This window comes from Streptomyces sp. RKAG337 (assembly GCF_023701715.1).
Lineage (GTDB): Bacteria > Actinomycetota > Actinomycetes > Streptomycetales > Streptomycetaceae > Actinacidiphila.
The window spans coordinates 7,199,096-7,222,151 of the sequence record NZ_JAJOZA010000001.1 but is presented as its reverse complement, the minus strand read 5'-3'; the positions used below and the strand labels follow the sequence as shown (position 1 = coordinate 7,222,151).

The window sequence follows — 23,056 nt, the reverse complement described above, 5'->3', positions numbered from 1 at the left end:
TCATCAGAATAGGATGCCCAGATTAGAATGTGCGGACAGGTGTCGTCAACACACCTACGAGGAGACCCTGTTGAGCGATCGCACCTGGGGCGGCAGCACGCTGGCCGCCCGACGCGAGACGCGCCGCGAGACGCTGCTCGCGACCGCCCTGAGCCTCGCCGGCGAGGACGGCAGCGCGGCCGTGACCGTCCGCTCCGTCTGCCGCCGCGCCAAGTTGACCGACCGCTACTTCTACGAGAGCTTCGCCGACCGCGACGCGCTGCTGCTCGCCGCCTTCGAACGGGTCGCCACCGAGGCCCGCGACACGCTCGCCGACGCCGTCGCCCGCACCTCGCCGGAGCCGGCGGCCAGGGCCCGCGCCGCCGTCGAGGCGTTCGTCGCGCTCGTCCTGGACGACCCGCACAAGGGGCGGCTGCTGCTCCTCGAACCGTTCGCCGATCCGGTCCTGGGCGAGCACAGCCACCGGCTGATGCCGTCCTTCACCGGCCTCATCGACGGCCAGCTCGCGGACGGCACGGACGACTCCGGCCGCCGGATGACCGCCTATGCCCTGGTCGGCGGCCTGGCGAACCTGTTCGCCGGCCACCTCCGCGGCACCCTGGACGTCCCGCGCGAACGCCTCGTCGACCACAGCGTCCAACTGGTACTCGCCGCCCACGCGGCGACCACCCGGCCGGACCGCACCGGCCAGGACCGCACCGGCCCGGAATCCCCCCGTCCCTGACGGCGGTTCGCTATCCCTTCGTGCAGGCGACGGACAGCCGGCCCGCCGCGTCCGCGAGGGGCGTGACGTCGGGCCCCTTGCCGTCCTTGGCACGGTCCCTGGCGCGGCCGAGGGCGACGGACAGATCGTCGACGGCCTTGCGGACGTCCACGTGGACGCTGTTGCCCCCGACCTCCTGGAGGTCCTTCTCCAGCTTGGACAGGGAGGCGGAGGTGTCCTGGCGGCGGCTCTGCTCCGACACTTGGCCGATATTGGTGGCCGTCGACTGCAGATCCTGCACATCCCCGGCGATCCGGGCGGCGATCTTGGCGCAGTCGAGCGCCTTGTCCATACCGTCGCAGGCCGCGACCACCGGGACGGCCAGGAGCAGGGCGAGTGCGGCGGCCCATGGGCGCGTCAACCTCTGGGGCATGTGCGGGACTCCTCCCCGAGGGGCACGGCGAACTGCCCCGACCACTCTTGCACCGCTCCCCTCGAACGGTACTCAAGTGCCGGGCCCCGACCGGCCGGAACGGGACACCGGACCGGTGTTCCGCCGACCGGCCGGGGCGACGGCTCAGACAACCACCTCGGCGATGAGTTCGTCCTCCGAACTGCCGCGCTTCCAGTAGCCGGTGAAAGTGATCGCCTTACGGTCGAACCCGCGCTCGGAGACGAGGTGGCGGCGCAGCGCCTTGACCGCCCCGGACTCCCCCGCGATCCAGGCGTACCGCGTGCTCCCGGGCAGTTCCGCGGCGCGCACGGCCTCCAGGACCGGCGGCGCGTCGTCGCCGATGAGCCAGGTCACCACGGTGTCGGCCCGGCTGGGCAGTTCGCGGCGGTCGTCGGCGTGCGGGATCTCGATCCAGACCTTCGCGGGCAGGCCGGGCGGCAGCCAGGCCAGGATGCCGGCGACGGCCGGCAGCGCGGTGGCGTCGGCGGTGAGCAGGACCGTGTCGGTGCCGGGCGGCGGCCGGAAGTCGATGCCCCCGTTGTCCTCCTCGACCGCGCCGAGGATGGTGACCCGGTCGCCGAGGCGAGCCGTCTGTGCCCAGCGGGAGGCCGGGCCGATGTCGCCGTGCAGGGCGAAATCGACGTCCAGTTCGGCGGGCCGGCCGGCCGGCCGCCCCGCGTCGCGCAGTTCGGCGACGGTGTAGGTGCGCATGAGGCCGCGGACCTCCGGGTCGAGGGCGCGCCAGGCCGTGAACCAGTCGGGGTCGGACGGGTCGGGCATGACCGGGGCGTCCTGGCCGTGCTGCGGCAGGAACAGCTTGAACCGCTGGTCCCGTCCGCCGGAGGCGAGCAGGGCCAGGTCGGTGCCGCCGAAGGTGACCCGCACGAAGTCCGGTGCGAGCCGGGCCGTCCGCAGGACCCGCAGGTCGAAGAAGCGGAAGGGCAGCTCGCTCATGCGACCTTCACCGCCTTCTCGACCGCGGCGGCCAGCCGCTCGATCAGCGGGGCGGCGCCGGCGTAGGAGAAGCGCGGTTCGCTGGCCCACGGGGTGATCTGGCCGGCCTTGACGGCGGGGAGCTGGGCCCAGGTGGGCTTCGCGGCGAGGTCCTTGGGCTGCAGCGCGGCCGTGCGGTCGTCGAGCAGGATCAGGTCGGCGGGGTACTTGTCGGCGTTCTCCCAGCTCAGGTTCTCGAAGAAACCGCCGGTGACCTTGCCCGGCGTGATGATGTCCAGGCCGAGGGAGCGGAAGTAGCTCAGGTCCGCGTAGACGCCGGGCGTGGAGACGTACAGCAGGTCGGCGCTGCCGGAGGCGGCGAGGACCTTGAGGCCACCCTTGGCCTTGGCCGCGCGGCGCAGGGTCTCGGCGGCCTTCTCGAAACGGGCCTTGGCGTCGGTGACCTTCGCGGCCTTCAGGTCGGCGCCGAGGGACGCGGCGAGTTCGGCGTAGCGCCGGACCGGCTCGGTGAGGGAGACGCCGGCAGTGGTGAAGGCGACGCTGGGCGCCAGCGAGAGGATCTTCTTCTTGCTGTCGTCCGGCACGTACCACAGGGCGTCGGGCTGGTACATGTTGGTGACCAGCAGGTCGGGGGCGAGGGCCGCGTACTTCTCGACGTTGAACTCGCCCCAGGCGTTGCCCAGAACGGTCACCTTGGCGACGTCGAGGTCGCCGGCCTGGGGATCGGCCTTGCCGTCCTTGAGCTTGGTGGGGCCGAAGACCCCGACGCACTCGACGCCGAAGTCGTGCAGAGCGGCCGCGGCCGCGGTGAAGGCCACCACTCGCGCGGGGGTGCCGGCCGACTTCGCCGTCGTACCGCGGTCGTCCCGGAAGCTCCATGGCCCCTTCGCCCGGTCCGGCTCCGCGGCGGTTTTCCCTCCGCCGCCCCCGCAGGCGGCGACGAGCGCGCCGAGGCCGAGGGCGCCGCCCGCGGTGAGCAGGGCGCGGCGGGAGGGGGACGAGGAGCGGGGGGTGTGCATGGAGCGCTTCTCTCTCGGGGAGGTGATGAAAGGGTAGGCTAACCTAACCGAATGTTCGTAGACAGTCCCGCCCGAGCACCGGCGGCCGAGAGAGCCGCCCCCGGCGGCGTGCCGCGACCCGCGCCGCCGGACTGCTCGCAGCGACCGGCGTCCTGGTGCTGATCGCGGTAGCGAGCGTCGCGACCGGCGCCAAACCGATCCCGCTCGACCAGGTCTGGCACGGGCTGTTCCACAGCACCGGGACGAGTACCGATGTCGTCGTCCGCGAACTGCGGGTGCCGCGCACCCTGCTCGGGCTGCTGGTCGGCGCCGGGCTCGGGCTGGCGGGCGCCGTCATGCAGGCGCTGACCCGCAACCCGCTGGCCGACCCCGGACTGCTCGGGGTCAACGCCGGCGCCTCGGCCGCCGTCGTCTCCGCCATCAGCTTCCTGGGCGTCACCTCGCTGACGGGGTACGTCTGGTTCGCCTTCCTCGGCGCCGCGGCCGTATCGGTCCTGGTGTACGCGCTCGGCGGCAGCCGGGGGGCGACCCCGGTGCGGCTGGCGCTGGCCGGCACCGCGCTCACCGCCGCGCTCTACGGCTATGTCAACGCCGTCGAACTGCTGGACACCGCGGCGCTGGACACCATGCGCTTCTGGACCGTCGGTTCACTCGCGTCCGCCACCATGACCGTGGTCGCCCAGGTCGCGCCGTTCATCGGCGCCGGAGTGCTGCTCGCCCTCGCCCTGGCCCGCCCGCTCAACGCGATCGCCCTCGGCGACGACACCGCGCGGGCCCTGGGCGCCTCGCTGACCCGGACCCGTGTGCTGGCGATGACCGCCATCACCCTGCTGTGCGGGGCGGCGACCGCCGCCTGCGGGCCGATCGTCTTCATCGGTCTGATGGTGCCGCACATCGTCCGCTCGATCACCGGCCCCGACCTGCGCTGGACGCTTCCGTACGCCGCGATCCTGTCGCCCGTCCTGCTGCTCGGCGCGGACATCGCCGGCCGGCTCGTCGCCCGGCCGGGCGAACTGCAGGCCGGCATCGTCACCGCCCTGATCGGCGGGCCCGTCTTCATCCACCTGGTACGCCGCCGAAGGATGGCCCAGCTGTGAGAGGTTCCGTACTGCGCACCCGGGGCGGGCTGTCCGTCCGCCTCGACACCCGGGCCGCGGGTGTCGTCCTGCTGCTCGCCGCCCTGGCGGCGGTGCTCGCCGTGGCACTCATCGGCACCGGGGACTACCCGATGTCACCCGGCGAGGTGCTCAGCACCCTGACCGGCGGTGGCACCGCCGCCCAGGAGTTCATCGTCAACGACGTGCGGCTGCCGCGCGTCCTGGTCGGGCTGCTCGTCGGCGCCGCCCTGGGCATCGCGGGCGCGGTGTTCCAGAGCGTCTCCCGCAACCCCCTCGGCAGCCCCGACGTGATCGGTCTCGGCCAGGGCTCCGCCGCCGGCGCGCTCACCGTCATCGTGCTCTTCCACGGCGGGACGTACGCCGTCACGGGCGGGGCCTTCGCCGGGGCGCTGGCCACCGGCACCGCCGTCTATCTGCTGGCGTGGAAACGCGGCATCCACGGCTACCGCCTCGTGCTCGTCGGGATCGGCGCGGCGGCCGTGCTCGGCGCGGTCAACGGCTATCTGCTCACCCGGGCCGACTACGTCGACGCCGCCCGCGCCGTCGTCTGGCTGACCGGGTCGCTCGACGGCCGGGACTGGACCCAGGTCCGGCCGCTGCTCATCACCTGCGCGGTCCTCGTCCCGCTGGTGCTCGGCCGCGGCCGGGCGCTGCGCATGCTCGAGATGGGCGACGACGCCGCGTACGCGCTGGGGGTCCGGGTGGAACGCACCCGGCTGGTGCTGATGCTCGCCGCCGTCCTGCTCACCGCGGCCGCCACCGCCGCCGCGGGCCCGGTGGCCTTCGTCGCCCTCACCGCGCCCCAGCTCGCCCGCCGGCTCACCCGCTCCGCCGGCCCCAACCTGCCGGCCGCCGCCTGCATGGGCGCCACCCTGCTGATCGGCGCCGACTGGGCGGCCCAGCGGCTGTTCGGCGACCGTCTGCTGCCGGCCGGTGTGGTCACCGGGATGCTCGGCGGCGGCTATCTGCTGTGGCTGCTGGTCAACGAACGCAAGGCGGGCCGGATATGACACCCGCGACGCACCCCGTCAACCGTCCCGCCGGGAAGGACCCCATGCAGCACCGTGCCGGAGCCCCGCGGCTCACCGCCGAGGGCCTCACCCTCGCCTACGACGAGCGCGTCATCGCCGAGAACCTCTCGGTCGCGATCCCCGACGGCTCCTTCACCGTCATCGTCGGCCCGAACGCCTGCGGCAAGTCGACCCTGTTGCGCGCCCTGTCGCGGATGCTCAAGCCCACGGCCGGTTCCGTGCTGCTCGACGGACAGGCGATCGGGTCGCTCCCCGCGAAGAAGGCCGCCCGGATCCTCGGGCTGCTCCCCCAAACGTCGGTCGCACCCGACGGCATCACCGTCGCCGATCTCGTCGCACGCGGCCGCTATCCGCACCAGGGGCTGCTGCGCCAGTGGTCGCGGGACGACGAACGCATCGTCGGGGAGTCGATGGCCGCCACCGCGGTCGGCGACCTCGCCGACCGCTATGTCGACGAGCTCTCCGGCGGCCAGCGCCAGCGCGTCTGGATCGCGATGGCGCTCGCCCAGCAGACCCCGCTGCTGCTGCTCGACGAGCCGACGACGTACCTCGACATCCAGCACCAGATCGAGATCCTCGACCTCTGCGCCGATCTGCACGAGCAGCAGGGCCGCACCCTCGTCGCCGTCCTCCACGACCTCAACCACGCCGCCCGCTACGCCACGCACCTCATCGCGCTGCGGGACGGAAAGGTCGTGGCCGAGGGCGCACCGCGGGACATCGTCACCGCGGAACTGGTGGAACGGGTCTTCGGGTTGCGCTGCCAGGTGATCGACGACCCCGAGACCGGCACCCCGCTCGTCGTCCCCGCCGCGCGCCGCACCCGTACGGCGGGTGCGGCGCCCGTGGCGGTGAGCGGCTGAGCCGGCGGGGGCCGGCCGGAGCGAGGTCACTCGTCCGCGACCCAGCTGCCGTGGAAGCCGAGCGGTACCCGTGCCGGCAGCTGGATGCGGGCGAGCGGCTTGCCGGTGAAGTCCTGCGCGGCCAGGATCACCAGGTCGGTGGCTCCGCGGTCCGGGTTGTGCACGTACGCCAGCGTGTAGCCGTCGTCCTCGGCCGCCGTCGGATGCGGATCGCAGCCGTGCCGCGGGACGAAGACCGCCTCACCGGCCGCGGCGCCCTTCGGCAGCCGGTGCACCTGTGAGGTGCCGCGGACCAGGTCCTGCTTGATCAGCGCGTTGCTGAAGGACTCGTCCGGCGGGACACCGTCGACCGTCTCGTAGGCCGTGAACATCTCGGCGGCCGCGGCCGAGTAGCCGTACCGGTGCCGCCGGGAGACCATCGTCTCGTTGACCCGGGGGAACTCCTGCGGCCGGTCGTCGAGCAGGGCGAACCGCACCTGGCCGTGCGCCAGGTCGATGGTCCACCGGTTCAGCGACGGGGTGCTGAACGACGAGGGACCGTCGGAGCCCCGTCCGTCGACGTAGAAGGGGGCCGGGTAGGTGGTGATGTCCACGACCACCGAATCGCCCTCGTCATAGGCGTTGAGGGTGTGCGAGTGGAAGTAGGGCGGCACCTCGAACCAGCGGATCCGCCCGCCGTCCCGCGGCAGCACCCCGACCCGTGACGGGTGGTCGTCGTTCCAGATGTACGGCACCAGCTTGCCCGCCTCGGCGGCCACCGGGTCGAACGTGACGGGGATGTCGAAGATGATCACGTACTTCCTGGTGAGTGCGAAGTCGTGCATCATCGGGCTGTCCGCCACCGGGATCCTGGTGGTCCTGACCACCCGGCCCGCGTGGTCGACCACGAGATGCCGGATGTGGTCCCACGTCGGGTAGTAGGTGACGGCGTGCAGCTCACCGGCGTGGGCGTCGTACTTGGTGTGCGCGGTGTAGGGGCCGTTCAGCGTCCCGCCGAAGTCGTACGTGCCGACGGTGTTGAGTTCCTCGTCGAGCTCGTAGGGCAGCGGCCCGCTCTCCTGCAGCGCAAGGACGCGGCCCTGGTGCGCGATCACATGGGTGTTGTTCGCGAAGTCGTTCTCCGGCACCGGACCGTGGTACGGCTCCCCCAGCTTCCTGGCCACACCGGACGAACGGATCCAGCGGTTGCGGTACCACTCGGCGCGGCCGTCGCGCAGCCGGACACCGTGCACCATGCCCTCGCCGAGCATGAAGTGGTGCGCCCGGGGGTCCTCGAGACCCAGCACGTTCGGGCCGTTCCGCAGATAGCGGCCGTTCAGTTCGCGGGGAATGCGGCCGGTGACCGGCAGGTCGAACGCCGTCACCTCCTTCGTCACCGGTGCGAAGGCCCCCTGGAGGAACGGGAAGCCGCTGCCGCCGCCCGCCGCTGTTCTCGTCGCCGCGCCCGCCGACGTCAGCCCGGCGGAGCCGCCACCCACCAGCTGCGCCGCGAACCCTCCCGCCGCCACGATCGCCGCGCTGCGTACTACGTCCCGTCGCGTGTGACCCTTCATCGCCGAACTCCCCGTGCTCGCTCGTACTTGCTGACATGCACGAGTCTGCGACAGGAAGACGGCCAGGTCAGTGGGGTTGGGCACCCGGCGATGGTGGTGCCAGACCCCCTATCGGCGCGTGGGGTCCCGGCCCGCCTCGGGCGGGGGCAGGCGCCGGCCCGGAGAGCGTGCTCGCGTGCACGGCGGGACGCAACCAGTCCCGGTTCTCGTCGTCGTCCATCCGCCGCATCCAGGTCGCGTGGTCGCGGTCGGTCCGGGCCTCGTCGGTCCGCACGGTGATCGGTCGGCCGTCGACCAGCCTGCGGCGCAGCTCGGGCCACTTCGTCACGCGCAGTCCCAGCGAGTGATGGACCAGGACCAGGTCGACCCGGCCGCCGCAGCTCTCGATGAAGTTCTCGGACTCGCCGAGGGGCACGCCCTTGCGCAGCGGCACATGCACGATCGTGCGGGGCGAGTACGCCGCGAAGGAGAACAGCGCCGCGAGCCGCGCCAGCCCCTCATGGTCACCGATCAGACAGCCGTACCCGTCCGGATTGCCGAGCGCCGTGTGCCGCAACGGTTCCCACGGCTGGACGACGCGGTACTCCACCGGCCCGATCCGGGGCCGGAACTCCCGCACCTTCAGCCGCATCCGTGCTCTCCCATGAACCCAGCCTGGTACCCGGCGGCACCTCTCCGCAACGCGATTCCGGCGTCCGCTCGGGCGCGGCATCGGCCGGCTGCAGCGGCCGGGTGCCCAGGATGTCGGCGACGACGTCCGTGGACGACCGCATGACATCGGCGATGAACCGGCGCCGCGGCACGCCGAGATGGCGCAGCGCCGAACCGTGGTCCCAGGCGACGACGACAGTGGCACCGAGCAGCAGCAGTCGCCAGCCGGTGAGTGTGAGGACGCGCAGCGCCGCGGGCAGTGCGCCGAGTGCCTCCCGCAGCCGCAGGCAGTGGAAGGGGACGTGCCGCCGCTCGTCCGCCAGGATCCGCGCCGCGACCTCGCTGACCAGCGGGTCCCCCGTGCCCTCGCTGACGGCCCGGTAGTACCGCAGGGCCACCACTTCGGCGATCATCAGGACCAGCAGTTCGAGTCTCAGGCCCAGCAGTCTGCGCAGCCGGACGAAGACCGAGTCGCTCCAGTGGGCCGCGATGGTCGGCATCCCGCCCGCGCCGAGCAGCAGCGACAGCAGTCGCGCGTGGTTCTGCTCCTCCGCCACGAACAGCCGGACCGCCGCGGCGTAGTCGCGGTCCCCGGCCTCGTCGGCCTTGCGGATCAGATTCGCCCCGTCGCCGTCCTCGCCGACCTGGAAGCGCTGCAGGCTGCGCGCGAGCGGCCGCGCCAGGCTCGCGCCGCCCGCCCAGTCAGGTTCGCCCTGTGCGCGCCGGTGCTCGATCTCGGCCTCGAATCCCCGTGTCCAGCCGGCGAATGTGGTCACGCTCATGCTGCCCCCGCTCATGCGTCATCTCTGGTGCGATGGCGAAGAACATAACATTGAACGTGTTCAAAACCTATGGCGGACCGAAACGGGCGCGCGGGAGGAAGGGTGCGGCGGCGGCCGGCGGCCGAAGAGGGGCGGGCGGGTGGACCACACCCCCGTGTTGGTCCCCCCGCCGGCCGGCCGACCCGTCCCCCGTTGGCCTGAAACGGTTGCTCGGTCGGCGGTGCCCAGCCTCATTGAGGGGGGTGGAGGCCGCAACTCCTTCAAGCACCTTCGAAGTGAGACATGGCCGAACCCCGGTCGTCGACCGACGACCGGGGCTCGGAAGGGCGGGTGATCAGCTGCCGTAGACCTCGAATTCATAGATCCGGGCGGCGGTGTCGGTGTTCTGGGTGGGCGTGATGACGGCGAGACGGGCGTATCGGGCGGTGGCGGTGAACGGGTTGCTGGTGACGTCGGAGGTGTTGCCGCGCACCTGGGCCACCGTGGTCCAGGTGGTGCCGTCCGGGGAGACCTGCAGATCGAAGTCCTTGGTGTCCCAGCCGACCGACTCCCCGCCGGCGCCGGCGTGCCGCACGGTGATCGAGCTGAGCGCGTGCGATCCGCCGAGGTCGACCTGGAGCGTCTTGGTTCCGGCGGCGCCCGAGCACCACTTGTCGGTGTTGCCTCCGGAGACGCTGCCGTTGACCGCCTTGTCAGGTGTCTCGGTGGTGGTGCAGGAGGCGGACCCGGTGGCGGGCCGGTTCAGCGCCAGGTTGGCCGGGCCACTGCTGCCACCCCCGTAGACCTCCAGTTCGTAGATCCGCACGGCGGTGGCTCCGCTGTTGCCGGGTGAGGTGACGGCGAGTTTGACGTAGCGGGCCTGCCGGGCGGCGACGGTGTTGTACGTCCTGCTGGACCGGGAACCGGTGACGGTCGTCGCGGTGGACCACGTCGTGCCGTCGGTGCTGGTCTGGATCTGGTAGGCACCGGTGTTCCAGGCGGTGTTCTCGCCGCCCAGTCCGGCGTGCTCGAGGACGAACGAGGAGACCGTCTGCACGGACCCGAGGTCGACCTGCATCGCCGGGCCCGTCGAGTTCGTGCACCACTTGCTGTTGTTCTTCAGCGCGCCGTCGACGGCCTTGTCCGCCGACTCCGCCGCCGCGCAGGGGGTCGAGGCGGTGGTCACCGGCTTGCCCTGGGCGAGGTTCGCGCCCAGTTCTGGAGCGGCCGGGACCGAGGTCCCGCCGTCCTGGAAGGACGGCGGCGCGTCGTTGGCGCCGGTGCCCCAGGTGGCGCTCGGCGTTCCGCCCATCGTGTAGTTCAGCGTGCCGCCGCCCGCCACATCCGGGTACCGCAGGTAGTTGTGGCTGGTGGAGGTGCCGTTGACGCTCAGACCCTGGACATAGTTGCCGGAGCCCGAGGAGTTGATGGTGATGTCCCCCGCGGCCCGCTGGATCGTGATGGAGGGGAACGTCGGGCCGTGCACGGCGAGCGTGTCGGCGCCGGGGGTGGCCGGGTACATGCCGAGCGCCGCCCAGACGTACCAGGCGGAGGTCGCGCCCAGGTCGTCGTTGCCGGGCAGTCCGCCCGGTCCGGTGGTGAACGACTCGGTCATCACCTTGCGCACCGCGTCCGAGGCGCCGGACGGGTGACGGGCGTAGTCGTACGCCCACGGCACCCCGTGTTCCGGCTCGTTGCCGATGTAGTAGTACGGCCGGCTCTGCCCGGCGTTGACCTCGGTGAAGTGGTGGTCCAAACGCTGTACGGCGGTCTGCCGGCCGCCCATCGAGTTGATGAGGTCGGCGAAGTCGTAGGTGACCATCCAGGTGTACTGGGCCGCGTTGCCCTCGGTGAAGGTGGACTGGCTGGCCGGGTCGAGGGGCCAGGGCCAGCTGCCGTCGCTGTTGCGCGGGTGCACGAACCCGGACTCGGCGTTGAACGTGTTGCGCCACCACTGGGCGCGCGTCATGTGCGTGTTGTAGCTCGTCGTGTTGCCCAGCGACTTGGCGAACTGCGCCGTGGCGAAGTCGGAGGCCGAGTACTCCAGTGAGTCCGACGGGTCGCCGTTGATGTAGTGCAGGCTGGTGAACGTGGACTGCCGGCCGCGGATCGCGGTGCCCTGGGCGGTGCCGCCGTTGGAGGACTTCTCCATCAGCGTCAGCGCGGCGGCGGTGTCGAAGTCACGGGCGCCGAAGGCGTACATGCTGCTCACGATGATGGGTCCTGGATCGCCTGTCATCACGAAGTCCTCGTTGGTCTGCTGCGACCACTTGGGCAGCAGCCCGCCCTGCTGGCCGTCGAGGACCATCGACTTGGCGATGTCACTCGCCTCGGTCGGCGCGATCAGCGCGATGAGGGCCGCCCAGGAACGGTAGATGTCCCAGCCGGAGTAGTTCTGGTAGACCGGGTGGGCGGAGTTGTGCACCGCCCCGTCGAAGCCGCGGTAGTCCCCGTTGACGTCGCTGGCGACGTTCGGGCTCTGGAAGACGTGGTAGAGCGAGGTGTAGAACTTCTGCAGTTCGGTGGCGCCGCCGCTGGAGACCTGGACCCGGTTGAGGATCTGGTTCCAGGAGGTGTCCGCCGCGGTGCGTACGGCGTTGAAGTCCCAGCCGTTGTTCTCCGTGGTGAGGTTGGTCTTCGCGTTGGCGACGCTGACGTAGGACAGGGCGACCTTGAACTGGACGTTCTGACTGGCCGTGGTGTCGAAGGTGACGTAGGCGCCGGTGTTGGTGCCGTTGGCACTCGCCGAGCCCGCCGTGACCGTGCCGCCGCTCCAGGTGCCGAAGCCGGTGGGGGCCTTGTCGAAGCGGATGTCGAAGAAGATCTGGTACGTCTTCGACGAGCCGCAGAAGCCGCCGGCGGTGACGCTGCCGGTGACCTCAGAGCCGCTGATCTGGACCGAGCCGCTGCGGTTGCCGGTGGCGCTGCGGCTGGTGTTGATCAGCAGCCGGGAGGTGGTGCCCGCGGGGTAGGCGAGCTTGCCCATGCCGGTGCGCGTGGTCGCGGTCAGCTCGACGTTGGTGGCGTACTTGTCCAGCCGGTTCTTGTAGTAGCCGGGCGCCGCGGCCTCGTTCGCCTTGGTGTAGCCGGACGCGTAGCTGGTCCAGCTGGTGCCGGGCGAGGCGCCCAGCGCGCCGGTGACCGGGAGGATCGGGAGGTCCTCGTTGTTCGAGCAGCCCGCACCGTCGAAGTGGGTGGCGCTGAAGTCCTCGATGGTGGTGTCCGAGGCGCGGTAGCCGGACGGTGAGGCGGTCGGGGTGTCCGGGCTCAGCTGGACGCCGCCGAACGGGACCACCGCGCCCGGATAGGTGCTTCCGCCGGCGCCGCCCGGCACCGGGTTGGGCGCGGTGCTGTCGTCGGTGCCGATGAACGGGTCGACGTACTGGGCCGGGTTCGACACGGCGGCGTGCGCCGGGGGCGAGGCGAACGCGACCGCGCCGACCGCGGTCAGCAGCAGGCAGGAGAAGGCCACACCGAGTCTCAGCAGCGGGGTCGCCCGTTCGGGTGGTGGACTGACGCCCGGGGCAGCACAGTGCCGGACGTAATGCGATCGGAGCACGGAGAACCACCTTGTCGTGGGGGAGGCCGCCGGCCGCGGGGCCGGCGTCCTGAAGGCACGGAGGATGCTCGAAGTGCATGTGAACGTTATCAATCGAAACAGGATTCTTGACGTGTCCCTGATTCCCTGTCAAGAGTGCTCACTGCGCCGAGAATCGCGAAATTGTCCGGACCTGGGCGGCTAAAACGCACCTGTGCGCAGAGTATTGACACAACATCAGGCCACCCCCACAATCCGGGAATCGCTGAGAACGTTACCAAGGCCCGGGGAGGCTTCTCGATGACAGAACCACTCCTGGAGGCGCGGGGGGTGACCAAGCACTTCGGTCATGTCCAGGCTCTCCAGGGCGCTGATTTCACCGCGTGGCCCGGCGAAGTCGTCGCACTCATCGGCGACAACGGCGCCGGGAAGAGCACTCTGGTCAAGACGTTGTCCGGCACCATCAGACCGGACGGCGGGCAGATCCTGGTGGACGGCGCGCCGGTGCGGCTCACCAGCCCGCTGGACGCCCGGCGGTACGGCATCGAGACCGTGTACCAGGACCTGGCGCTCGCCCCGGACCTGGACGCGGCGGCCAATCTGCATCTGGGCCGGGAGCTGTTCCGCGGCGGTCTGCTCGGCCGGCTCCATGTGCTCGACCGGGCGGCGATGCGCCGGTCGGCCGTCGCGGCCTTCGCCGAACTCGGGGTCGATCTGCAGGATGTGGGCGTCCCCGTGGCGTCCCTGTCGGGTGGTCAGCGCCAGTCGGTCGCGGTGGCCAGGGCGGTCGCCTTCGCCAATCGGATCATCTTCATGGACGAGCCCACCGCCGCCCTCGGTGTGGTGCAGCGGGGACGGGTGCTCGACACCATCAGACGCGTCCGGGACCGCGGTATCGCCGTCGTCCTGATCAGCCACAACATGCCCGAGGTGCTGTCGGTGGCCGACCGCGTCGAGGTGCTGCGGCTGGGCCGCCGGGTGGCGCGGTTCACCGCCGCGCAGTCGTCGGTCGAGGAACTGGTCGGCGCCATGACCGGGGCACTGGACCCGGCGTCGAACGGTGGCGCGGCGTGAAGTCGGAAATGGCGGGACAGGACATGACGGAAACAGGAAAGCCGCGGCTGGAGGGGACGGAAGCCGGGGAGCCGGCACCCACCGGGTCCCCGGTACCGGCCGGGGACGGCTCGCCGGTGCCCCCGCGGCCGCGGATCACCGTGCCGGAGTGGGCGAAGCGCATCGCGGCGGTCAACGAGGCCTGGACGTTCGGCGTCCTGGTCCTCCTGGTCGCCTTCTTCACCATCGCCGCGCCCGGCACCTTCCTCACCCAGTACGACATCACCCAGATAGCCACCAACGCCGCGATCTACCTGGTGCTCGGCGTCGGCATGACCTTCGTCATCATCGTCGCCGGGATCGATCTGTCGGTCGGCTCGGTACTCGTGCTCGCCGCCGTGCTGTCCGGCGAGTACACCGTGCACCACGGCGGCGCCGAGTCCGGCTGGGGCACCATCACGGTCGCCGCGCTGATAGCCCTGGCCACCGGCCTGGTGTGGGGCGCGGTCCAGGGCCTGTTGGTGGCCAAGGCCAAGGTGCCACCGCTGATCGTCACCCTCGGCGGCTTCGGCGCGGCCCTGGGTCTCGCCCAGATCATCACCGGCGGGCAGGACCTCACCGGAGCCGTGTCGGGCAAGCTGCAGCACAGCATCGGTTTCGGCAAGCTCTTCGGGCAGATCCCCTGGCTGGTGGTCATCGCGTTCGGCACCACCGTCCTGTTCGGCCTGGTGCTCGCCTACACCCGGTTCGGCCGCTACACGTACGCGATCGGCTCCAACGCGGAGGGCGCGCGCCGGGTCGGCATCTCGGTGGACCGGCATCTCGTCCTGGTCTACGCCCTGGCCGGACTGCTGGCCGGGCTCGGCAGCGTGATGTGGCTGGCCTACTTCGGCACCACGTCCATCGCCGGCCACTCCACCGACAACCTCAAGGTCATCACTGCGGTCGTGCTCGGCGGGGCCAGCCTCTTCGGCGGGCGCGGTTCGGTGCTCGGCACGGTGATCGGTGTCTTCATCCCGGCGGTCCTCACCACCGGCCTGATCATCATCGGCGTCCAGCAGTACTGGCAGGACGTCGCCATCGGCGTGGTCCTGGTCCTCGCCGTCTACCTCGACCAGTTCCGCAGGCGCAGCCGCGACCACGGCTGACCGCCGGCCCCGAACCCTCCCCCTGCTCCTCCGCTCCCCCTCGGGCCGCACCCTCACAGAAGGATCTCCGCCATGCACAGAGCCACGAAGTTCGCCGGATGCTGCGCGGTGCTGGCCGTGTTGGCCACCACCGCCGGCTGCAGCAGCGACGACAACGGGTCATCCGGCTCCGGGAAGAAGACCATCCAGCTGATCACCGGAGTCAAGAGCGACCCCTTCTACATCACGATGGCGTGCGCCGCCCAGGCCGAGGCCGCGAAGGCCGGCGTGGACCTCAAGACCAACGGCTCGGCGCAGTGGGACGTCGCGGTGCAGCGGCCGATCATCGACTCGGTCGCCGCCACCCACCCGGACGGCCTGCTGATATCCCCGGTGGACAGCACCGCGCTGACCCCCTCGCTCCAGCAGATCCAGGGCTCGGGCACCAAGGTCGTGCTCGTCGACACCTCGGTCACCGAGGCCTCGGTGGGCGTCTCCCGGATCTCCTCCGACAACGAGGCCGGCGGCAAGGCCGCGGCGAAGGCCCTCGCGCAGCTGATGGGCGACAAGGGCTCGGCCATCGTGATCAGTGTCAAGCCCGGTGTCTCCACCACCGATGCCCGCATCAAGGGCTTCACCGAGGAGATGCAGAGCAACCACTCCGGGATCACGCTGCTTCCCGTGCTGTACGACAACGACCTGCCGGCCACCGCCGCGTCGCAGATCCAGGCGACCCTCGCCGCGCACCCCGACCTCGGCGGCGTCTTCGCGGGCAACACCAACACCGCCCAGGGCGTGTCCACCGGACTGCAGGCCGCGGGCAAGCAGGGCAAGGTCAAGGTCGCCGCGTTCGACGCGGAACCCGACGAGATCACCGCACTCAAGAACGGCACCCTGGACGTCCTGGTCGCCCAGGACCCGGGCGGCATCGGCACCCAGGGCGTCGACCAGGCGCTGGCCGCGATCCAGGGCAAGAAGGTGACCGCGCAGATCGGCACTCCCATGGTCGCCATCACGAAGCAGAACATGACCGATCCCGCCATCACCAAGTACTTCTACAAGTCCGCCTGCTGATTCCCGGGCCGGGGGCGGGACCTGGGTGTTCACCCGGTCCCGCCCCCGGTCCCGGCGGCATGGGTGGGTAACGTTGGCGCCGCCGGTGCCCGGACCGCACGCGGGGTGTGCGGAGGGTCCCGCCGGCCATCAACCACGCGTCGGGTTCCGGCACCGCACCGGAACCCGTCGATGAGGAGGCCCGTGAAGCGCCCGACGATGAAGGACGTGGCCCGTGCCGCGGGAGTGAGTCCCATGACGGTCTCCCGTGTCATATCCGGCGAGTCGGCCGTGTCCCCGGACACCACGGCCCGAGTCGAGCAGGCGGTGCGGAAGCTGGGGTACCAGCGCAACGACAACGCCCGGAACCTGCGGTCGAAGAACCTGGGGACGTCCACCATCGGACTGGTGGTGGACGATCTGGCGAACCCGTTCTACGCCCTGATGGCGCGGTCCGTGGAGGACGAGGCGCACCGGCGCGGCTATCTCGTCCTGGTCGGCAGCACCAACGACGAGCCGCGCCGGGAGCAGGAGGTCGTCGCGGCGTTCTGCGCCCGGCAGGTCGACGGGCTGATCCTCGTGCCGACCATCGGCAACCACGGATTCCTCAAGCAGCCCATGGAGGGCGGCACCCGGGTCGTCTGTGTCGACCGGCCCGCCAAGGGGCTGGCGGTCGACACCGTCACCGTCGACAACCGTGCCGGGGCGAACCGGGCCGTCACGCATCTGCTGGACCACGGGCACACCCGGATCGCCTATCTCGGCGACCGGTTCGGCATCTGGACCCAGCGCGAGCGCTACGCCGGCTATCAGGAGGCCCTGGCGGCCCGGGGGGTGACGGAGGATCCCGAACTGGTCCGGCACGAACTGCGCTCCCAGCCCGACGCGGCCGCGGCGCTGGCCGAGCTGCGTGCCCTGCGCCACCCGCCGACCGCGCTGTTCACCAGCAACGACCTCATCACCATCGGTGTCATGGACGGTCTCGGCCAGGCCGAGGGCGGTCTGTTCGACCGGATCGCGATCGTCGGCTTCGACGACTTCCCGCTGGCCGAACGGCTGAGCCCGCCGCTGACGGTGGTGAGCCAGGACCCGGTGGCACTCGGCAGCACCGCGGCGAACCTGCTCTTCTCCCGGATCGACGGCGACCGCTCGGCGCCGCGTTCGGTGATCCTGCTGACCCGTTTCATCGTCCGCGGGTCGGGCGAGACTCGGGCCGACGGGCGACGGCCCGTCTGACATACCGGGTGTGGGCCGTACCTCGCTGAGGGACGGCCCACACCGGTCCGCCGCCGGGCCCCCACCCGGATGACGGACGATCAGGCGGCGCAGGCCCGGAACGCGGCCGCGCTGTGCGCGCTCGCTCGGGCCGATGACACGCACCTCTGGTCCAGGCATCCCCGACCCTACGAGCCGATCCGCAGCAAGTCCATGACTTGACGCAAAACATCGATGGCTGCCCGCAAGGTTGTGAGTCGACCGGGCCTCGGCTCTCTCACCGTTCCTGGAGGACTACGGCGTGACCCGCCCCGCCTCGTCCTTCAGCGGCGGCGGCCGGCCGCCTTCACGCCGGCTTCGAGCCGGTTTCAGGCACGCTTCCAGGGATGGACATCCGGATGCCGCGGATGGACGGACCGGCCGCCACCCGCAGACTGCGGGAGCTGGGCACCGCCGCCCGGATCGTCATCCTGACCACGTCGCACTCGCGGTCAGCGAGGGTCTGACGAACTCGGAGATCGCCGCATCGCTCTACATGGGCGTGGCCACCGTCAAGACACACGTCGGCAGCGTGTTCGCCGAGCTGGAGGTCTCGAACCGGGTCCAGGTCGCACGCTGCGTGCACGACGCCGGGACCGGACCCGGTACCGAATGCGATCAGGGCTCGTGGGTGTAGAAGATGTAGTACGAAGCAGCCGCGGCCGCCGCGCCGAAGCCGATGCCCATGCCGACGCACCTGAGGATGCTTTCGTCGGTCAGGCTGTGCAGGAATCCGACCGAGCAGCCGGCCAGTGTCCCGTAGGCGGCGGCGCGCAGCTCGCGCGGCAGGGCCTTCTGCGTTCTGCCGAGCAGGAAGCACAGCACGGCCACGGCGAAGCCGGCGACCACACCGAGTCCGATGTCGCCTGCGGTGAGCCCCTCGCCCCCGCGCGCGATGAAGGCCGCCCAGACGCCGTAGATCACGCCCAGCGTCAGGGGCAGTGCCACCCCGAGCGAGCCCTGGTGCCGTACCGGCACGGTTGTGGAAGCGGCCATGACGGAACTCCTTCCGCTGTCTCTCTCCAGGTCACACCCGCACGCGCCGCACGGCAAGTGGATCACCGAGCACCGCCGGTCCCGCTGCCCGGCTGTCCGGACCGGAGTCCGGGGAGCCGCTGGCAGCCGCCGGCCGGGTGGTGACCACCCCCGGCGGCGGCTGACTCGTGGGGCGCAGCCGGCGGAGTGATACTGACCCCGTAGGTCAGCTCCGCGCCTTTGCGCAGCCCGGTCGTCCGGAAGATACGGGGCCCATGTGACCACCGACGGCAAGTCCCCCGCACCTGTGACCGCCCCACCGGCTGCGTCGCGTCGCTGGTGGGGGCTGGCCGTGCTGCCGCTGAGTCGGCAACAGGACGAGCCCGGCCCCGGCACCCCGGCCCGGCGCTCGGCACAGGGCCGTTCGGGTCACCGCGCCCGGGTGGGGTGCGCCGCCCGGGCGACCCGGCCACCGCAGCCGGTTGACCACGGCCCTCCCTGGTACCCCTCCTCCCATGCGACCTTCTCGAAGCACGGCCCACCGGCTCGGGGCGCTGGCGCTGACCGCCGCTCTTCTCTGCGGCTGGCCCCAGGCCATCGCCGCCGCGGCGCCGGACCCGGCCCTCGACGCCACCGTCGAAGCCGTCCCCCTGGAGAAACTGGTCGACACCTACCGCGCCGGCTGCCCGGTGGGTCCGGACGATCTGCGGCTGATCCGGATGAATTACTGGGGCTACGACGGGACGGTGCATCCCGGCGAACTCATCGTCCACAAGAACGTCGTCGATCCCGTGGTGGAAGTCTTCACCAAGGCGTTCGCGGCACGTTTCCCCATCGCGCGGATGCAGGTGATGGCCGACTTCCACGGCGACGACGAGGCCGCGATGCGGGCCGACAACACCTCGGCGTTCAACTGCCGCCAGGTCACCGGGGATCCGGGGACGGAGTCGCAGCACTCCTACGGCGACGCCATCGACATCAACACCGTCGAGAATCCCTATGTCGACGTCAACGGCCAGGTCCACCCCGGCGAAGCCGCGGAGTTCCTGGACCGCGACCGGTCCGTACCGGGGATGATCCGGCCGGGCGATGTCGTGCACAGCGCCATGCAGGCCATCGGCTGGCAGTGGGGCGGCCGCTGGGACAACCCCGACTACCAGCACTTCTCCCGGAACGGCCGCAGTTTGTGACCGGCCCGGAACGGCAGCGGCCTGTGACGGGTCGAGCGGTGCAGGAGGAGGACCGGACGCGTCACCTGGACCGGGCCGGGACGGGCGCGGCCGGTTCCTCGCCGATGACCTGTACGCCGCTGTCGCACAGCACCTGACGGCATCCGTCGCACACCAGCCGCGGCGCGAAGTCCGCCCCGCAGCCCAGGTGGGTGGAGAGCAGGGCCGGCCCCTCGGGAGCCAGGAACCAGTGCTGACCCCAGTCGATCAGCGTCATCACGACGGGGAAGAAGGCGCGGCCCTTCGCGGTGAGCCGGTACGAGCCGCGGCCCGGTTCGCCCGGCAGGGCCTCCAGCACGCCCAGCGCGCAGAAGGTCCGCAGCCGGTCGGCGATCATCGCCGGCGGGGCACCGAGCCGCTGCTGGAACTCGCCGAAGCGATGGGCGCCGAGGAACGCCGCACCGAGCAGCCCGACCGACCAGCGGTTGCCGATCAGGGACATCGTCTCGGGGAACAGCCCGGCACCGCTCTCCGCGCCCGCGGCGCTGCGCCGCCGGGTGGCGCCCGACGGGATGGAGCGTCCGGCGGCCCCGCTCGGTCCGAGAACGCTGCTCACCTCACGCGGACGCACCGGCTGCTCGCAGCCGCCGCACACCATGACCGGCTCCATGTGCCGCCCGCAGCCGCGGTGCCGCATCCACGGCAGCCGCTCGCTGTGCGCGTCGACCCAGCGGTACTCCCAGCCCCAGATGGAGACCAGCACCGGCCAGATCTCCCGCCCGCGCGGCGTCAGCTGGTACGCGTAGCGGACCGGCCGCTGCTGGTACGCGTCGCGCACCAGCAGCCCCATGTCGGTCAGCCGGGTGAGCCGGGCGGTGAGCACCGCGTTCGAGATCGGCAGCCGGTCGTGCCAGTCCTGGTACCGGCGGACGCCCTGCAGCGCGTAACGGAGGATCAGCAGCGTCCACTCGTCACCCAGCAGGCCGAGTGCCACCGCGATCGCGTTCTGCCCGCCGGGCGGCAACCGGGTCGGTGCGGCGTCGTCCACTCGGCTCCCTCCGCGTTCGCGTTACAGCATGCTCGTCCCGTCCTGCCAGCCCGGCAGCGCGGAGCCGGCCGCCCACGTCGAGTGCGTACCGCTGGAGATCCGTTCCGGCAGTCGCACCCGGGCGATCGGCCCGTCGGTGAGGCGCGCGGCGTCGAAGACGAGGCACTCGGAACGATCGGCGTTCACGTCCGTCGTCAGCGTAACAAGGTAGCCGTCGTCCTCCGCGGTCGCGCCGGGTCGCGGGGCCATCGCGGTCTCGCTGCCGTACACGCCCTCGGGCAGCGCGTACCGCTCCTCGCTCCCGGTGCGCAGATCGTGCTTGACGATGCCGTCGAAGAGGAACCAGCCGGGGCGCTGGGTGGCGGCGTACGTGTACCGGTACGGCTGTCCGCCGAGGTTCGGGTTGATCATCCCGAACTCGGTGAACCGCTCGCTGAGCCGCTCCTCCTTCACCTGCCCGGTCACCAGGTTCAGCCGCCAGCGGTGCAGCCGGGTCTCCATCCGCTCCAGCGCCAGGAAGCGGAACATCCGCTGGTAGACGCCCTCCCCACGGGGGTCGGCCGGTTCGGGGCAGCCCTGGTGAAAGCCGTCGATGACGATCTCGTCGCCGTCCTCGTAGGCGTTGGCGAAGTGCAGGACGTACGTCGGGTCGGCCTCGAACCAGCGGACCTCGGTGCCGTACCGGGGGACGACCCCGAAGCGGCTCGGCAGGTCGCGGTGGAAGCGAGAGGCGTACTTGCCCTGGGCGATCAGGGCCGGGTCCCAGAACAGCGGGAAGTCGTTCAGGATCGCGTAGTTCTCGGTGAACGCCATGTCGTGCGGCAGCCGCGGGCCGGGCAGCGGGACGTCGGTGAGGTGCTTGAGCCGGTTGTCCGGGCCGACCACTCCGTAGCGCAGATAGGGCGCCTCGGTGGCGTAGCTGAAGAAGAGCAGCTCCCCCGTCCGCTCGTCGACCTTGGTGTGCGCGGAGACGCCCCAGTCCGGCGCCCAGGGCGACTTGCCGATGGTCTCCAGGGTGAGCGGGTCCAGCCGGTAGAGGTCACCGCACTGCCAGAAGCTGCTCAGCGCCTGCCCGGCGTGGACGACGATGTCGGTGCTGGAGGCGTCCTTCATCCGGGTGCGCGCACCCCAGCCGTCGGCGCGCAGCGACAGCGCGGGCCGCTCGGCGATGCCCGCCCACAGCGCCTTCCCGGCCTCCTGTTCGGCGGCGAAGCCGTCGGTGCGCACGAAGCGGTTGCGGTAGAAGGCCTTCCCGTCCCGGAAGCCCACCACATGGATCATGCCGTCGCCGTCGAAGGGGTGGTACAGCGAGATGGCGGGGTGCACGGGGTTCTCGGTGTTGCGCAGATAGACGCCTTCGAGGTCGGCCGGGATCTCACCGGTCACCTCCAGATCGTCCGCCCGCCACTCGGTGGTCTGCGGCCGCCAGGGGCCGGTGCGATACGGGTGGTCGTCGTCCTCCGGCAGCGTCGACAGGGCGCGCCCGACGATCTCAACGTCCATGGGTTTCCTCCCCTTCCACGACGAAGCCGACCGTGGTGGTCGTGCTCCCGCCGATGTTGAGTGTGGCGAAGCGCCGTGCTCCCTCGACCTGGTACCCGCCGGCCCGGCCGGTGACCTGAAGGCTCGCGTCGAGCAGCATCCGCACGCCGGTGGCGCCCACCGGGTGGCCGCCGCCGATCAGTCCGCCGCTCGGGTTGACCGGGATACGGCCGCCGATCTCCAGGTCGCCGTTCTCGACGGCCTGCCAGCTCTGTCCCGGCGCCGTGATGCCGCAGTGGTCGATCGCCATGTACTCGGACATGGCGAAGCAGTCGTGCGTCTCCAGCCCGTCGACCTGGTCGATGCCGTCGATCCCGGCCCGGCCGAAGGCGTCGAGCACCGTCTGCCGCACATGCGGGAGGACGTACGGCTCCCCCGCGCTGCGGTCGGTCTTCTGTCGCAGCGGCAGTCCGGCCGTGCGGTGTCCCCATCCCGCGATCCTGGCCGGCTTCCGCGCGCGACGGCCGGCGGGCGCGCGGTCCGCGAGCCAGCGGTCCGAGACCAGGACGACGCCCGCGCCGCCGTCGGTCATCTGGCTGCACTCCTGGCGGCGCACCCGGCCCTCGATGACGGGGTTGGCGTGGTCGTCGGCGGTGAAACTCGCCTCGGTGAGCTTCCAGTCCCGGGTCTGCGCCTTGGGATTGGCACGCCCGTTGCGGTAGTTGAGCTCGGCGATCGCCCGCAGATGTGCGTCGTCCAGGCCGTACCGCGCCGCGTACTCGTCGGCGAGCGCGGAGAACATGTACGGCCACATGAAGGTCGCGTCCTGGCCCTCGTGCCCGGTCCAGGCCGCCGCGCCCAGATGGCGGGCCGCCTCGTCGCCCGGCACCGTCTTCTCCAGCTCCACGCCGATGACGAGCGCGCAGTCGTAGCGGCCCGACTCCAGATCGGCCATGGCGGAGAGCACCGCGATCCCGCCGGAGGCGCAGGCCGCCTCATGGCGCGAGGCGGGCACGCCCCACAGCCGGTCCTCCACGGTCGCGGGCATCCCGCCGAGCTGGCCCTGGCCGGTGAAGAGCTGACCGAAGGCGTTGCCGACGTGGATGACGCCGATGTCCTCGGGCTCCACTCCCGCGTCGGCCAGTGTCCCGTCGACCACCTCCCCTACCAGATCGGAGAACTCCAGCCCGGCCCGCGCCCAGTTGCGGGCGAAATCCGTCTGATGACCGCCCAGCACCCATGTGTTCATC

At 71.3% G+C, this 23,056-nt stretch carries 20 protein-coding genes and 1 pseudogene; 10 read left to right on the top strand and 11 right to left on the bottom strand.

What is annotated here, in order from left to right; genetic code table 11:
* The first annotated feature begins 70 nt into the window (after positions 1-70).
* On the top strand, positions 71-724 hold the full coding sequence (locus tag LNW73_RS32000; protein ID WP_250992346.1) for a TetR/AcrR family transcriptional regulator: 654 nt from the start codon (positions 71-73) through the stop codon (positions 722-724).
* 10 nt (positions 725-734) lie between these two features.
* Here LNW73_RS32000 and LNW73_RS31995 read toward each other — a convergent pair whose 3' ends face one another.
* The 3 genes from LNW73_RS31995 to LNW73_RS31985 all read right to left on the bottom strand — a co-directional run bounded on the left by LNW73_RS31995 (position 735) and on the right by LNW73_RS31985 (position 3,130).
* On the bottom strand, positions 735-1,136 hold the full coding sequence (locus LNW73_RS31995; RefSeq protein ID WP_250974196.1) for a hypothetical protein: 402 nt from the start codon (positions 1,134-1,136) through the stop codon (positions 735-737).
* A gap of 144 nt (positions 1,137-1,280) precedes the next feature.
* Entirely contained in the window at positions 1,281-2,111 is an 831-nt protein-coding gene (locus LNW73_RS31990) for a siderophore-interacting protein (protein ID WP_250992345.1), read from the bottom strand.
* Positions 2,108-3,130 carry an ABC transporter substrate-binding protein gene (locus LNW73_RS31985; RefSeq protein ID WP_250992344.1) on the bottom strand — a complete coding sequence of 341 codons (1,023 nt, stop codon included), beginning with the start codon at positions 3,128-3,130 and terminating at the stop codon, positions 2,108-2,110. Before LNW73_RS31985 ends, LNW73_RS31990 begins: the two co-directional genes overlap by 4 nt.
* Before the next feature lie 131 nt (positions 3,131-3,261).
* Between LNW73_RS31985 and LNW73_RS31980 the strand changes: the two genes are divergently transcribed.
* The 3 genes from LNW73_RS31980 to LNW73_RS31970 are packed head-to-tail and all read left to right on the top strand — an operon-like array spanning position 3,262 to position 6,142.
* Positions 3,262-4,227: a FecCD family ABC transporter permease gene (locus tag LNW73_RS31980; RefSeq protein ID WP_250993104.1), complete on the top strand. Its 966-nt coding sequence runs from the start codon at positions 3,262-3,264 to the stop codon at positions 4,225-4,227.
* A complete protein-coding gene (locus LNW73_RS31975; RefSeq protein ID WP_250992343.1) occupies positions 4,224-5,258 on the top strand; it encodes a FecCD family ABC transporter permease in 1,035 nt (344 codons plus the stop codon). The genes LNW73_RS31980 and LNW73_RS31975 overlap by 4 nt, the downstream gene beginning before the upstream one ends.
* Before the next feature lie 44 nt (positions 5,259-5,302).
* Entirely contained in the window at positions 5,303-6,142 is an 840-nt protein-coding gene (locus LNW73_RS31970; RefSeq protein WP_250993103.1) for an ABC transporter ATP-binding protein, read from the top strand.
* A gap of 26 nt (positions 6,143-6,168) precedes the next feature.
* Here LNW73_RS31970 and LNW73_RS31965 read toward each other — a convergent pair whose 3' ends face one another.
* From LNW73_RS31965 to LNW73_RS31950, 4 genes and pseudogenes are all read right to left on the bottom strand, one after another.
* Positions 6,169-7,695: a carotenoid oxygenase family protein gene (locus LNW73_RS31965; protein WP_250992342.1), complete on the bottom strand. Its 1,527-nt coding sequence runs from the start codon at positions 7,693-7,695 to the stop codon at positions 6,169-6,171.
* A gap of 67 nt (positions 7,696-7,762) precedes the next feature.
* On the bottom strand, positions 7,763-8,284 hold the full coding sequence (locus LNW73_RS31960; RefSeq protein WP_308407758.1) for a hypothetical protein: 522 nt from the start codon (positions 8,282-8,284) through the stop codon (positions 7,763-7,765).
* A 136-nt stretch (positions 8,285-8,420) separates the two neighbouring features.
* Positions 8,421-9,128 (bottom strand): annotated as a pseudogene (locus LNW73_RS31955) (ferritin-like domain-containing protein); the annotation flags it as partial.
* A 334-nt stretch (positions 9,129-9,462) separates the two neighbouring features.
* Entirely contained in the window at positions 9,463-12,666 is a 3,204-nt protein-coding gene (locus tag LNW73_RS31950) for a GH92 family glycosyl hydrolase (protein ID WP_250992341.1), read from the bottom strand.
* Positions 12,667-12,945: 279 nt separating this feature from the next.
* Here LNW73_RS31950 and LNW73_RS31945 point away from each other — a divergent pair, with 279 nt between their 5' ends.
* The 5 genes from LNW73_RS31945 (at position 12,946) to LNW73_RS31925 (ending at position 17,769) form a co-directional block, all read left to right on the top strand.
* On the top strand, positions 12,946-13,719 hold the full coding sequence (locus LNW73_RS31945) for an ATP-binding cassette domain-containing protein (protein WP_164292761.1): 774 nt from the start codon (positions 12,946-12,948) through the stop codon (positions 13,717-13,719).
* Between the two features lie 23 nt (positions 13,720-13,742).
* Entirely contained in the window at positions 13,743-14,846 is a 1,104-nt protein-coding gene (locus LNW73_RS31940) for an ABC transporter permease (protein ID WP_250992340.1), read from the top strand.
* 72 nt (positions 14,847-14,918) lie between these two features.
* On the top strand, positions 14,919-15,899 hold the full coding sequence (locus tag LNW73_RS31935; protein WP_250992339.1) for an ABC transporter substrate-binding protein: 981 nt from the start codon (positions 14,919-14,921) through the stop codon (positions 15,897-15,899).
* A 171-nt stretch (positions 15,900-16,070) separates the two neighbouring features.
* Positions 16,071-17,114, top strand: coding sequence for a LacI family DNA-binding transcriptional regulator (locus tag LNW73_RS31930; protein WP_285391955.1), 1,044 nt, complete (start codon positions 16,071-16,073; stop codon positions 17,112-17,114).
* Positions 17,115-17,628: 514 nt separating this feature from the next.
* Positions 17,629-17,769, top strand: coding sequence for a hypothetical protein (locus LNW73_RS31925; protein ID WP_374118233.1), 141 nt, complete (start codon positions 17,629-17,631; stop codon positions 17,767-17,769).
* Here LNW73_RS31925 and LNW73_RS31920 read toward each other — a convergent pair.
* Complete coding sequence (locus LNW73_RS31920) at positions 17,751-18,128, bottom strand: hypothetical protein (RefSeq protein ID WP_250992337.1); 378 nt, start codon at positions 18,126-18,128, stop codon at positions 17,751-17,753. The two genes, LNW73_RS31925 and LNW73_RS31920, sit on opposite strands and share 19 nt — an antisense overlap.
* Positions 18,129-18,622: 494 nt before the next feature.
* On the opposite strand from LNW73_RS31920, the gene LNW73_RS31915 reads away from it, so the two are divergent.
* A complete protein-coding gene (locus LNW73_RS31915; RefSeq protein WP_250992336.1) occupies positions 18,623-19,297 on the top strand; it encodes a M15 family metallopeptidase in 675 nt (224 codons plus the stop codon).
* 61 nt (positions 19,298-19,358) lie between these two features.
* Here the strand turns inward: LNW73_RS31915 and LNW73_RS31910 are convergent, their stop codons facing one another.
* The 3 genes from LNW73_RS31910 to LNW73_RS31900 are packed head-to-tail and all read right to left on the bottom strand — an operon-like array spanning position 19,359 to position 23,055.
* Positions 19,359-20,324, bottom strand: coding sequence for a winged helix-turn-helix transcriptional regulator (locus tag LNW73_RS31910; protein WP_250992335.1), 966 nt, complete (start codon positions 20,322-20,324; stop codon positions 19,359-19,361).
* Between the two features lie 21 nt (positions 20,325-20,345).
* Positions 20,346-21,827, bottom strand: coding sequence for a carotenoid oxygenase family protein (locus LNW73_RS31905; protein ID WP_250992334.1), 1,482 nt, complete (start codon positions 21,825-21,827; stop codon positions 20,346-20,348).
* Entirely contained in the window at positions 21,817-23,055 is a 1,239-nt protein-coding gene (locus LNW73_RS31900; protein ID WP_250992333.1) for an acetyl-CoA acetyltransferase, read from the bottom strand. Before LNW73_RS31900 ends, LNW73_RS31905 begins: the two co-directional genes overlap by 11 nt.
* Between the last annotated feature and the right edge of the window lies 1 nt (position 23,056).